Annotated in this window: 11 protein-coding genes and 1 tRNA gene; 8 read left to right on the forward strand and 4 right to left on the reverse strand. The window is 76.6% G+C overall.

From position 1 onward, the window contains the following. Positions 1–140: 140 nt before the first annotated feature. The 4 genes from orn to ACFVSN_RS42585 all read left to right on the forward strand — a co-directional run bounded on the left by orn (position 141) and on the right by ACFVSN_RS42585 (position 2,556). Complete coding sequence (orn, locus tag ACFVSN_RS42570; protein ID WP_387958875.1) at positions 141–743, forward strand: oligoribonuclease; 603 nt, start codon at positions 141–143, stop codon at positions 741–743. Between the two features lie 188 nt (positions 744–931). Then, positions 932–1,007 (forward strand) — tRNA-His (locus tag ACFVSN_RS42575). 132 nt (positions 1,008–1,139) lie between these two features. Beyond that, positions 1,140–1,586: a DUF4442 domain-containing protein gene (locus ACFVSN_RS42580; RefSeq protein ID WP_387958877.1), complete on the forward strand. Its 447-nt coding sequence runs from the start codon at positions 1,140–1,142 to the stop codon at positions 1,584–1,586. Between the two features lie 103 nt (positions 1,587–1,689). Beyond that, positions 1,690–2,556, forward strand: a complete 867-nt coding sequence (locus ACFVSN_RS42585) for a hypothetical protein (RefSeq protein ID WP_387958879.1) — start codon at positions 1,690–1,692, stop codon at positions 2,554–2,556. 404 nt (positions 2,557–2,960) lie between these two features. Here ACFVSN_RS42585 and ACFVSN_RS42590 read toward each other — a convergent pair whose 3' ends face one another. Together ACFVSN_RS42590 and ACFVSN_RS42595 are read right to left on the reverse strand one after the other, a co-directional pair. Beyond that, positions 2,961–3,890, reverse strand: a complete 930-nt coding sequence (locus tag ACFVSN_RS42590; protein WP_387958881.1) for a spermidine synthase — start codon at positions 3,888–3,890, stop codon at positions 2,961–2,963. 122 nt (positions 3,891–4,012) lie between these two features. Continuing rightward, the gene (locus ACFVSN_RS42595; RefSeq protein WP_387958883.1) at positions 4,013–4,528 is read right to left on the reverse strand and encodes a hypothetical protein; all 516 of its coding nucleotides are present in this window, start codon (positions 4,526–4,528) and stop codon (positions 4,013–4,015) included. A 352-nt stretch (positions 4,529–4,880) separates the two neighbouring features. Between ACFVSN_RS42595 and ACFVSN_RS42600 the strand changes: the two genes are divergently transcribed. Further along, positions 4,881–6,428: a tetratricopeptide repeat protein gene (locus ACFVSN_RS42600; RefSeq protein WP_380445954.1), complete on the forward strand. Its 1,548-nt coding sequence runs from the start codon at positions 4,881–4,883 to the stop codon at positions 6,426–6,428. 49 nt (positions 6,429–6,477) lie between these two features. Here ACFVSN_RS42600 and ACFVSN_RS42605 read toward each other — a convergent pair whose 3' ends face one another. Next, positions 6,478–7,134: a histidine phosphatase family protein gene (locus ACFVSN_RS42605; protein ID WP_380445953.1), complete on the reverse strand. Its 657-nt coding sequence runs from the start codon at positions 7,132–7,134 to the stop codon at positions 6,478–6,480. Positions 7,135–7,466: 332 nt separating this feature from the next. Between ACFVSN_RS42605 and ACFVSN_RS42610 the strand changes: the two genes are divergently transcribed. The 3 genes from ACFVSN_RS42610 to ACFVSN_RS42620 all read left to right on the forward strand — a co-directional run bounded on the left by ACFVSN_RS42610 (position 7,467) and on the right by ACFVSN_RS42620 (position 11,716). Then, positions 7,467–8,645 carry a hypothetical protein gene (locus ACFVSN_RS42610; protein ID WP_380508661.1) on the forward strand — a complete coding sequence of 393 codons (1,179 nt, stop codon included), beginning with the start codon at positions 7,467–7,469 and terminating at the stop codon, positions 8,643–8,645. Positions 8,646–8,714: 69 nt separating this feature from the next. Then, a complete protein-coding gene (locus ACFVSN_RS42615) occupies positions 8,715–10,343 on the forward strand; it encodes a hypothetical protein (protein ID WP_380508664.1) in 1,629 nt (542 codons plus the stop codon). 8 nt (positions 10,344–10,351) lie between these two features. Then, on the forward strand, positions 10,352–11,716 hold the full coding sequence (locus ACFVSN_RS42620) for an AAA family ATPase (RefSeq protein WP_380491416.1): 1,365 nt from the start codon (positions 10,352–10,354) through the stop codon (positions 11,714–11,716). 13 nt (positions 11,717–11,729) lie between these two features. Here the strand turns inward: ACFVSN_RS42620 and ACFVSN_RS42625 are convergent, their stop codons facing one another. Continuing rightward, positions 11,730–12,032 (reverse strand): hypothetical protein, encoded by a 303-nt coding sequence (locus ACFVSN_RS42625; RefSeq protein WP_387958886.1) that lies wholly within the window; start codon positions 12,030–12,032, stop codon positions 11,730–11,732. Between the last annotated feature and the right edge of the window lie 192 nt (positions 12,033–12,224).

Below are 12,224 nucleotides of genomic sequence, written 5' to 3' on the forward strand. Positions count from 1 at the left end.
GAGCACCGCGACCTCGGTGAGCACGGCGACCACGCGGACGGCCTCGGGCCGGACGAACGGTCCGCCGAGGCGCTCGCCCAGGCCCCCCGCTCGGCTCCACCGGTCCCCGCGGCGCGTGATCGCGCCGTAGGGTGAGTTGCGTGAATGACCGTTTGGTATGGATCGACTGTGAGATGACCGGCCTCGACCTCGACCGGGACGCCCTGGTCGAGGTCGCGGCGCTGGTGACGGACTCCGAGCTGAACATCCTCGGCGAGGGTGTCGACGTCATCATCCGCCCGCCCGCGGAGGCGCTGGCGAACATGCCCGAGGTGGTGCGCGCCATGCACACCTCCTCCGGGCTGCTCGACGAGCTCGAGCACGGGGTGACGCTCGCCGAGGCCGAGGAGCGGGTGCTCGCGTACGTGCGCCAGCACGTGCCGGAGGCCGGCAAGACGCCGCTGTGCGGGAATTCGGTGGCCACCGACCGCGGCTTCCTGGCCCGGGACATGCCCGCCCTGGAGGGCCACCTGCACTACCGGATCGTGGACGTCTCCTCGATCAAGGAGCTGTCCCGCCGCTGGTACCCGAAGGCGTACTACAACAGCCCGCAGAAGGGCGGCAACCACCGCGCGCTCGCCGACATCCGCGAGAGCATCGACGAACTGCGGTACTACCGCGAGGCGGTGTTCGTCCCCCAGCCCGGCCCGGACACCGACACCGCGCGCTCGATCGCCGAGAAGTACCGGCCCGCGACGGACTGACCCGCCGCACCAACCCGCGCACCCACCCGCCGGACCGTCCGATCGGACGGTCCGGCGGGCTCCGGTAGGGCTCCGCGAGGGGTCCGCGCACGCCTGCGGGAAACCCTGGCGCGAGCACCCTCTCGGATCCTGTAGAGTTCTTCCTGTCGGAACGGGAACGCGAAGAGCGGGAACGGGCCGGACAGATGGTGGGTGTAGCTCAGTTGGTAGAGCACCTGGTTGTGGTCCAGGTGGCCGCGGGTTCGAGTCCCGTCACTCACCCCACGAGCCCGAGGGGCCGATCTCTTCAAGAGGTCGGCCCCTCGGGCGTTTTCGCGTTCCCTCACATCGGGCTCCCGCACCGCCCGTCGAGGACGGGCCTGTCGCCGGAAGCTACCGAGCAGTAACATCGTCCGCATGACGACACCTTCGATCGGCCAGATGCTCGACGCCACCGTCCCGATGGCGCGCACCCTCAAGCTCGAGTACCTGGAGACCACCCCGGAGCGCGCCGTGCTCCGGCTGCCCGACCAGCCCGAGTACCACAACCACGTCGGCGGGCCGCACGCCGGCGCGATGTTCACCCTCGCCGAGTCCGCCAGCGGCTGCATCGTGCTCGCCGCCTTCGGCGACCAGCTCTCGCGCGCCGTGCCGCTCGCCGTCAACGCCGAGATCACGTACAAGAAGCTCGCGATGGGCGAGGTCACCGCGACCGCCGTGCTGGGCCGCCCGGCCGCCGACATCGTCGCCGAGCTGGACGCGGGCGAGCGCCCGGAGTTCCCCGTCACCGTCGAGATCACCCGGGCCGACGGCGCCGTCACCGGTGTGATGACGGTCACTTGGACCCTGCGCCCCAACTCCTGACCGCCGCGCGGTCCGTGGCCCCGGGACGGCACCCCCGGGGCCACGATGACTGTCCGTGACGGCCGGCGTGACCTCACGGCCCGTCCGCTCGTTCTCAACTCACATGCGAGCCAATCACGCCACCAGGCACCAGGAACCCGACCCCCTCGGCGCCACCGGCGCCCGGCGCTCGGCCGGCCGGTGGCTCCCCGGGCCCCGCGCCGTCGCGGCCGGCGGGGCACTGCTCGCACAGCTCTGGGGCATCGGCGCCACCGGCGCGTACGCGGCCACGGCCGACCCCCTGCCCGCCCCCGCCGACACCGCCGTCCGACGCGCCCTGCACGGCACGCCGGCGCAGCACGACAAGGAGTCGGCCGAGCGCGCCGGCACTCCCGCGCGGACGCCCGCCTCGAATTCCCCCGGGCTCGTCGACGAGCTCACCGGCACCACCGGGGCCGCCAACGGTGGCCTGCAGGAACGCATCCGGGCCGGCGGCCTGCCGCTCCCCGGCCAGCGGGCGGCCGTACCCGACGCCTTCGCCCTGGCCTCCGGCCTGCTCGGCGCGGTGCCGCCCCGGGGCCGGCCCACCGCGACACCCGCGCCGCGCGAGGGCGGACCCGCCGGGTCCACGGCCACCCCCGGCGAGCACGGCGGGACGAGGTCCGCACACCCCGCGGGTTCCGCACCGGCGGCGCGGAAGGCCGAACCGGCCGCCGCCGCACCCGAGCCCGCGGTGCCGTCGGGCACGGCCGCCGGACCCACGGCACCGGACGCCACCGCCGGCACCGGGCACACCGGACAGACGTCCACCGCGCCCTCGACCGGCGCTCCGGGAACGCCCTCGGCCATCGCGCTCGCCGACACGGCCACCGTGACGGCCGCCAAGGAGGGCTCCGGCACGGCCACCGCCGTCCTCGCCCCCATCGCGGCCGGGCTCCTGCTCACGGGGGCGGCGATGTGGAAGCACCGCGGGCTGCCGCGAGGGCACTGACCCGACGGGGCCGGGTGGGCGGGATCCCTTGCCGGGGGGACGAGTTCACGGCCCGGGTGGACGCGCGCCGGGTCGAGCACGGCGGTGGGCGCAGCCGAGCGGCCGCGGCAGGCCGGCGCGGCCGGGCCGACGCGGTGGTCGCCCCCCGCCAGGCACAGCCGAGCCGACGCGGCCGGGCGGGCGCGGTGGTCGCCCCCCGCCAGGCACAGCCGAGCGAACGCGGCGGGCCGGCGCGATGGGCACAGCCCGCCAGGCACAGCCGAGCGGACACGGCCGGACCGGCGCAGCAGGCACAGCCGAGCCGACGCAGCCGAGCCGACGCGGTGGTCGCGGTCGGACGGACGCCGCGGGAACGGCTCGGCAAGGCACCTGCCACACGGCGAGCGCCCGCGCCGCACCGCCCGTCAGCGGAAGACGCCCGCCGGCGGGGCCGGGGACGGGACGGCCGTGGCGTCCGTCACGGGAGCGGCCCCGGCGGTGAACGCGGCCAGGGGCCCGCCGTGTTCGACGCGGGCGAGGGCGGAGTCGGTGGCCACGCGCCGCGTGAGGTCGGCGACCGGGAGGGGGGCGTGGGCCGCGGCGAGGATCAGGTTGCCGAAGCGCTTGCCGCGCAGGACCGCCGGGTCGGCGACGAGGCAGAGCTCGGGGAAGACCGCGCCCAGCGTGGCGACCTGGGCGCGCGCGAACGGGAGGGCGGAGCCGTCGGCCATGTTGACCGCGTACCAGCCGCCGGGGGCGAGCGCGCGGGAGGCGAGCGTCGCGAACTCGACGGTGGTGCAGTGCGCCGGGGTCCGGGCGCCGGAGAAGACGTCGGTGATCACCAGGTCGACGCTGCCCTCCGGGGTGCGCTCCAGCACGCCGCGGGCGTCCCCGCCGCGGACCTTGATCTGCCAGCCGCGCTCCAGCGGGAGTTCGGCGCGGACCAGCTCGGTGAGCGCGGTGTCGATCTCGGCGACCTGCTGCCGGGAGCGGGGGCGGGTCGCCGCGACGTAGCGGGCGAGGGTGAGGGCGCCGCCGCCGAGGTGCAGGACGGTGAGCGGGCGGCCGGGCGGGGCGACGAGGTCTATCAGGTGGCCGAGCCGGCGCTGGTACTCGAAGCCGAGGTGGGTCGGGTCGGCGAGGTCGACCATCGACTGCGGGGCGCCGTCGATCAGCAGGGACCACGCGGCGGGGCGGTCCCGGTCCGGGCGGAGCTCGGCCAGGCCGGAGCCGACGGGACGGGTGAGCGGCCCCTGGGCGTGGAGGCGGCCGCCGGGCCCGGTGGTGTCGGGCTGCGGCTGCGCCGTCGCGCGGCCCCGGTCGGTGCCGCGCGCGGCCCTGCTGCTTCGTCCCATGACAGCCATTATCGGCGCAGGTCGATGGGACCACTCGAACTGGCGAACGCCCGCGGGCGTGCTGGGTGGATCCGGCCGGAGGAACGGACCGAGGGCCCGGCGGGATCCGCACGGCACGCCCGCTAGAACGGGCCGAGGCCGCCGGCGGTCAGCGTGCAGGCGGCCTCGCAGAGCGCGGAGCGGAGCACCCACGCGTCGGTGGGCCGGGTGGAGCCGTCGGTGGCGGTCGGGGGCATCACCCAGCGCGGATCGGCGACGGGCAGCAGCAGGGCGCCGGGCGTGCACGAGCTGCCGGGCAGGTGCCAGGTGTCACAGGTGCCGGCCGGGACGTAGAAGGAGACGGTGCTGCCGCTGCGGCTCTGCAGGACGGCCCCGCAGGCGCGGCGCAGGCGCAGGATGTCGACCGCCTCCAGTCCGTGCCGCACGGCGACCGTCACGGTGTCGTAGCCGGGGAGGACGGTGCCCTCGCCGACGGCCGGGCGGCGGCCGGGGCTCCTGCTCCCGCGGGGGGCGCGGCCGCCCTCGACCGGCCCCCGGCCGGGGATCCGGTCGTCGGCGGGATCGGGGAGCAGGGCGGGGGCGGCGCCGGCGAGCACACCTCCGACGGCAGGTCGGTACTGCGGCAGTCCGGTGGCCATCACGGGCCCTCCTGTCACCTCGTCGGATCGGAAGCCGGGCCGCCGGGAGGCCCCGGGCGGTCCGGGGAGGTGGGGGTGTCGCCGGAGCGGGCGGCGGGGCCGGGGGCGGCGGCCTGGGTTCCACGTACCAGCACAACGCCGCAACCGCGCCGCAGGCCACGGGGCGCCTTACAGCAAGGCATGGCATTTCATGGCGGATCTCGGCAACTGCGCCCGTTTCACACCGGATTGACCACATATCGGGCGAGAACGCGCTGTGGCCGACCGGTGACTCCCGGTACTGTCGGTGGCGGGCCGGGGTGATCCGTTCGGAGCACCCGGACACCGCCCCCGCACCTCCACGGAGCGCACCATGGCAGCCACCCCACCGGCCGAGCCGACCCGCCCGTCACCCAACACCGTGATGCGCGCACTGCGCGGCGACCGCTCGCCCGGCGAGTTCGCCACCGCCGTGCGCCGCGCCGCCCGCGAGATCGGGGAGCACGTGTCCTGCGACGCCCGCTACGTCGGACGGGTCGAGTCCGGCGAGATCCGCTGTCCCAACTACGCCTACGAGCGCGTGTTCCGGCACATGTGGCCGGGCCGCTCGCTCACCGACCTCGGCTTCGCCCCCAGGACCGCCGTCCGCCGCCGCTCGGCGGACGGAGCCCGGGGCGACACGCCACCCCCGCTCCACCCACCGTTCCCGACCCTGCCCGCCCCGCGCTCGCCACTCTCCACCCAACTCCCGTACGCTGCCTCGCCGTACGCGGATCCGCCCGCCCCGGACGGCCCCCCGTGGCCGCTCTCCGCGGCGGTGCCCCGAGGGCCCGCCGGACCGCGCCTTCTCGACGAGGAGAACGACGACGTGCGTCGCCGTACGTTCCTGACCGGCGGCTCGGCCGCCCTGGCCACCGCGATCGGATTCGACCCGCCCGCCGCGGCCGCCCCCGGCACCGGCCCGGGCGCCGGGGCCGGTGCCCTGGTGCCCGGCCGCAGCGCCCCGGTGCCGCTGCGCAAGGTCGGCGCCGCCGAGGTGCTGGGCGTGGAACAGGCCGTCCGGGACATCCGGCTCGCCGACGACGCGCACGGCGGCGACACCCTGTTCGAGCTGGCCGGGCAGTCGCTGAGGACGGCCTACGTGCTGCTCAACGAGGGCGAGTACAGCGCCGAGACGGAGCGCCGGCTGCAGGCCGGGGCCGGCGAACTCGCCATCTCCGTCGGCTGGCTGGCCCACGACTCCAACCGGCTCGCGGACGCCCGCTCGCTCTACGCCGAGGCGCTCGCCACCGCGCGGATGGCCGGCGACTCCGCCCTGGAGGCGCACGTCTTCTCCAACAGCGCCTTCCTCGCCCGGGACGCCGGCCGCCCCCGCGAGGCGCTGCGCGCCGCCCAGGCCGGGCAGGCGGCCGCCCGGCACCTCGACTCCGACCGGCTGCTGGCGCTGCTCGCCATGCGCGAGGCCGGCGGCTGGGCGCTCCTGCAGGACCGATCCGCCTGCGAGCGCGCGATCGCCCGTGCGTACACGCTGTTCGACCGCGGGCCCTGCGAGGCCGACCCGGAGTGGATGTCCTTCTTCGGCGAGGCCGAGATCGCCGGGCTCCAGTCCCAGTGCTGGTCCGCGCTCGGCGACTGGGACCGGGCCAGCGAGCAGGCCGGGCTCGCCATAACGCTCCAGGAGCCGCACTTCGTCCGCAACCGGGTGCTGTACACCGCCGAGCTCGCCCACGACCGGCTCGGCCGGGGCGACCTCGCGGGCGCCGCGCACCACGGCTCGGCCGCCGTGGCGCTGTTCGGCGAGGTCCGCTCCGCCCGGATCCGGAGCATGCTCGCGCACACCGCCGAACGGCTGCGGCCGCACGGCGCGGTGCCGGAGGTCGGCGGGTTCCTGGCCGCGTACGACGTCGCGACCGCCGCCTGAGCGGAGCCGGTCGGCGGTCCTTCAGTGGCCGGCGCCCAGGCCCTCCAGGTCAGTGGCCGGCGCCCAGGCCCTCCAGGTGGGAGAGGTCGTTCCACACCTCGACCGCGGGCGCGCCGTACTCCCAGGACAGGACGCACAGGGCCGCCGTGCCGAGCTTGAAGCGCTGGGCGAACTCGGGCGGCAGGCCGAGCCAGCGGGCGGTCAGGATCCGGAGCAGGTGCCCGTGGGCGAAGAGAACGACGTCCCGGTCGGCGCCGTGCATGACGGTGGTGTCCGTCTCCGGGACGCCGTGCTCGTCGTTGAGGCCGGCCAGGAAGGCGTCCACGCGGGCCGCCACCTCGGAGAGCTTCTCGCCGCCCGGCACGCCGTCGCGCCAGATCAGCCAGCCCGGGTGGTCGGTGGCCCGGATGTCGGCGCCGGTGCGGCCCTCGTACTGGCCGTAGTCCCATTCGAGCAGCTCGGGGCGGTCCACGGCGCGGTCGCCGAAGCCGGCCAGGGCGCAGGTCTCCTTGGCCCGGCCGAGCGGGCTGGTGTAGACGAGCGCGTCCGGCAGCCCGTTCCAGGGCGCCTTGGCCAGCCGGGCACCGAGCGCCCGGGCCATCGCGCGGCCCTCCTCGGTGAGCGGGATGTCGGTGCGGCCGGTGTGACGGCCGGTGGCGGACCACTCGGTCTCGCCGTGGCGGACCAGCACGATACGGGCGGGCATGGGGGGCTCCTCGCGACGGGGCGGCGGCAACGGTCGGTCTCACCCTTGAGCACCGGGCTCCATGATCCCTCACCCGGACGGTGGACACGACGCGGGCCGGGAGCAGGGGCCGGAGCGGCGACGCGAACGCGAAGGGGGCGGGGGCCGGAGGGCACGGGAAGGCGCCGGACGGACACGACGCGGGCCGGACACGACGCAGGCCGGGAACGGGCCGGAACGACCGGGCCGACGAACGAACCGGCCCCCGCCGGAGGCGGTCCGCGCACGGAACGGGCCGGAACGGGGTGATCCCCGCCGGATTGTCGGACCCGGATGCGACACTGGGCCGCACCATGAACGTCTCGACGAACGCCCCCTCCCGTGGGCACTCTGAGCCGCTCGCCCGCCGGCTCGCCGAACTGCGCGGTCCCGCGCCGCAGCGCAGTCTGAACGCCCGCTCCCTCGCCGCGCTCGCCGCCAATCCGGGCTGTCACCGCAGGGCCGTGCTGGACGCGGCCGGGGTGGACAAGGCGGTGCTCGCCTCCCGGCTCGGCCGGCCGGCGCCGTTCGGGCAGTCCCCGTTCGCGATCGCCCGCGGCGTGATCTTCGAGTCCCGGCTGAAGGCCGACGGCTACGCGGCGCTGCTGGAACCGCTGCGCCGCCACCTCGGCCTCCCGCCGGACGGCGGCGCCCCGCTGGTCGTCCCGGACCTCCTGCAGCGCTCGGGCCCCGCCGTGCGCGCGGACCGGACGGCCGAGGCGCTGGCGGAGGCCGCCGCCGACCCGGACGCCTGGACGCTGCTCGACCACCCGCTGCTGCGGCTCGACGTGGCCGGCAGCACCGCCTACCTGGAGCCGGACGCCGTCGTGGTGCACGGCGGGCGGTGCACGGTGGTCGAGATCAAGTCCTTCCCCGTGCTGGACGGCGCCGCCGACCCGGCCAAGGTCGGCGCCGCCGCCCGCCAGGCCGCCGTGTACGTGCTGGCGCTGCAGCACGCGGCCGCCGCCCGGTCCGGCGCAGCGCTCACGCCGGACCCGTACGCCGAGCAGCGGCTGCCGGGCAGTCCCCGGCTGAGCGTGCTGCTGGTCTGCCCGAAGGACTTCGGCAACCGGCCGACCGCGGTCGCCGTCGACATCCGCCGCGAACTCGCCACCACCCGGCGCCAGTTGAGCCGGATGACCGGCATCGGCCGGCTGCTGGAGACGCTGCCCGAGGGCACCGCCTTCGACCTCGCGGTCGACGAGGAGGGCGCCCCGGCCCGCTCGGGCGACGAGCTGGCCGACGCGGTCGCGGCCGTGCCCGCCGCGTACAGCCCGGACTGCCTCTCCACCTGCGAGCTCGGCTTCCACTGCCGCGCCCAGGCCCGCTGCGGCGACCGGGTCGAGCAGCTGGGCCGCGGCGTGCGCGGCGAGCTGGGCAGCATCCGGACGGTGACGCAGGCGCTGGCCGCCGCCACCGGCAGCGGCACGGACGAGGCGGCGGAGCGGCTCGCGTACGCGGCCGCGCTGCGCGCCGAAGCCCTGGGGAAGTGACCGGGAAGTGACCGGAGAAGAGACCGCGGAAGTGACCGTTCACACGAGCGAGCGAATCGTCGAGGGGCCATGAGTCTGCTGACCACCCTCGCCCGGCTGGAGGCCGTCCGCAGCGGGCGGGCCGAGCCGCTGGCCACCGTCCGGCACCGGCACCTGTCCGACCGGCCGATGGTGCTCGTCCCGCTGACCGCCGCCGGCGAGGCGGGCGCGCCGCTGGCCGTCCTGCTCGGCACCGACCGGGACGCGCCCCGGCTGCACCTCGTGCCGCAGCCGCTCAACCGCACGCTGCGCTTCGACTTCCTGGCCGCGCTGGCCGCCGACCTCCTGCCCTACGTGGAGTCCTTCGGGGCCGAGGTCGAGCAGATCGAGGGCTCCGAGAAGGACCCGGAGAGCGGTGAGAAGACGCAGGTGTTCCGCGAGCTGTGCGCCGACGCGCCGCAGCTGATCGTGCCGAACGGCGCGGGCGTGCACCACCTCGCACTGATCGGCCGCTCGACCCGGTTCCGCCGCACGGTCGAGGACGACGAGCCGGGCCCGTACCCGGCCCCGGTGCGGGTCCCGCTGCTCGGCCGCTGGCTGACCCACCTCACCGACCGGGCCCAGGTGCCCGGCTCCAGCCTGCTGCTCCCGATGACCGGCCTGCTGGCCCGGCACTGGGCGACCGGCCAGAGCCACCTGGAGGACCAGCACCTCGCGGCCCGGCTGGCCTGGCACTTCCCGCCGGAGGGCGTCGGCGGGGCCGAGGCGGCCGAGCGGGCCGAGTCCGCCCGGGACGACCGGGGGCAGCTGCTGCACCCGCCGGCCGGTCCGGCGACCGACCCGTCCTTCGACAGCGTCGTGCTCGGCCCGGCGATCGCCCGGTACGACGCCGCCGCCTCCGCGCTGCAGCACAGCACCGAGCAGCGGGACGACGAAGCGGCGGCGCGCGCCCGCGAGGCCGTCCGGGCGGCCGTCGAGCAGGTGCGCGGCGCGCTGTCGGCCGTGCTGCTGCCCACCTGGCACGACGTGTGGCGCGGCATCGACCTGCTGCGTTCGCTGCCGCCCGCCGGGCACCTGGCGGAGCGCTGGACGGGCGACCGCTGGTCGTACACCGGCCACCGGGACCGCCTGGCGGCCGGCGAGCCCCCGCAGCCCCGGCAGGACGACGCGGTGACGGCCGCCCGCAAGCTCGCCCAGCGCGAGCGCGAGCAGGCCAGGCTGGACGTCCAGGAGGCGCTGGACGATCCGCTCGCGATGGCCGAGCACCGGCTGGCGGGCGAGGCGTTCGCCGGCGTGGTGACGGACGTCGTCCCGGACTACGACACCTCCGGCCGCTCCCCCAAGCCGCGTCCGCTGGTCACCGTGCGGACCGACGACCGCCCGCACGCCGACCTCGGCCGCGAGGCGCACCGGGTCTGGGGGTCCCCCCGCCCGGAGGCCGGGGGAGGTCAGTCCGCGCAGAAGGCCGAGATCGTCGCGGCCGACCCGGCGGAGGGCACGATCACGCTGCGGATCCTGTCCGGGATGGGCCGCAGGAAGGAGCCCGAGCCGGGCAGCGTGCCCGAGCCCGGCGAGCCGGTCACGTTCACCCTCTTCGAGCTGACCGTCCGCCAGTCCGCGCCGCTGCCCGAGCCGGACGACACCCCGTGGACGCACGGCGGCCCGCCCGGCGCCGCGCCCGGATCCCCGGGCCCCGCGGCCGACTTCGACTGGGAGTGAGCAAGCGCGTGACCGAGCAGAGCTCAGCGGGCCAGGCCCCGGGCGCGGCCGCCGACGCCGCCGTGGCCCGGATCCTGGCCGCGACCGTCCACCCGCCGGCCGGCGCCCCGCGCGGCGTGGTGGTGGACTCGCCGCCCGGCGCCGGGAAGTCGACGCTCGTGGTGCGCGCCGCCCGGGAGCTGGTCCGGTCGGGCGAGCGGCTGATGATCGTCGCCCAGACCAACGGCCAGGTGGACGACCTGGTCGGCCGGCTGGCCGAGAAGGCGCCGGAGCTGACGATCGGCCGGCTGCACGCAGCCGACGGCCGGCCGGGCCCGGAGGTGCTGCGGCACGCCAACGTCACCCCGTCCGACAAGGTCGCGGACCTGGTCGAGCACGACGTCGTGATCTCCACCTCCGCCAAGTGGCAGTGGGTGCGGGCCGAGGCGCCGTGGCGGCACGCGATCGTCGACGAGGCGTACCAGATGCGCTCGGACGCGCTGCTCGCGGTGGCCCGGCTGTTCGAGCGGGCGCTGTTCGTCGGCGACCCGGGCCAGCTGGACCCGTTCACCGTGGTCGGCACCGAGCAGTGGGCGGGCCTGTCCTACGACCCGTCGAGCAGCGCCGTGGTCACGATGCTGGCGCACAACCCGCAGATCGAGCCGCACCGGCTGCCGGTCTCCTGGCGGCTGCCGGCCAGCGCGGCGCCGCTGATCTCGGACGCGTTCTACCCGTACACGCCGTTCCGCTCCGGCACCGGCCCGGACGACCGCCGGCTCACCGCCACCGTCCGCCCGGACGGCTCGGCGCTGGACGCGGCGATCGACCGGGCGGCCGAGCACGGCTGGGCGCTGCTGGAACTGCCCGCCCGGCACACCGTGCGGACCGACCCGCAGGCGGTGGCGGCCGTCGCGGCGACCGTCCGCCGGCTGCTGGAGCGCGGGCTGAGCGCGCATTCCGAGCAGGGGCAGGCCCCGCTCACCGCGGACCGGATCGCGGTCGGGACGGCCCACCGGGACCAGGCGGCGGCCGTGCGCGCGGCCCTGCTCAAGGTGGGCGTCCCGGTGGACGGGACAGCCGGCCCGGCGGTCACCGTGGACACCGCGAACCGGCTGCAGGGGCGCGAGTACGACGTCACCGTCGTCCTCCACCCGCTCTCCGGGCGGCCCGACGCCACCGCCTTCCACCTGGAGACGGGCCGGCTCTGCGTGCTCGCCTCCCGCCACCGGCACGCGTGCATCGTGGTGGCCCGGGCCGGGATCGCCGAGCTGCTGGACGAGCATCCGTCCACGGAACCGGTGCAGTTGGGCGTCTCGGTCAGGTTCCCGGACGGCTGGGAGGCGAACCACCAGGTGCTGCACCACCTGTCCGGGCACCGGGTGCGGCTGCGCTGAGCCCCGGGGGCGGTCAGTCCTCGGTTTCGCAGAGCGCGTACGCGGTGACGACGCCGTGGTCGGCGCGGGCCGACCAGGTGCCCGGGGCGCCGGGGGCGGGCGCGTTGACCAGGACGGTGTCGCCGGGGCCGGCGGGGGCGAAGGTGTAGCCGCCGCCGGTCAGGTGGCTGTGGGCGGGGCAGGTCGCGGTCGATCCACCGCCGGGGGCGCTCTTGGCCCCGGTCACCACGACGGTGGTCTCGGCGGCGGCGGCCGGGGACGCGCAGGCGAGGACGAGGGGCAGGGCGAGGACCGGGAAGGCCTTCCGCACACGCATGGTTCTCCTTGTAGGGGTTCCGTTGGTCGACGAAGGGATCACCCGGCACAACGGCCCGGTCCCCGCCCCGATGCCGCGGCACGGGAGGGACCACCCGAAGGTGTCCGGCTCGCGGGAGTCCGGGGCGCGCCGGGGGCGCGCACGGGGGAATAGCGCCCGCACGCGCACCGTTCCGTCATCGGCCGCCTCCGC

Source organism: Kitasatospora sp. NPDC057904 (genome assembly GCF_042887925.1).
Taxonomy (GTDB): Bacteria; Actinomycetota; Actinomycetes; order Streptomycetales; family Streptomycetaceae; genus Kitasatospora.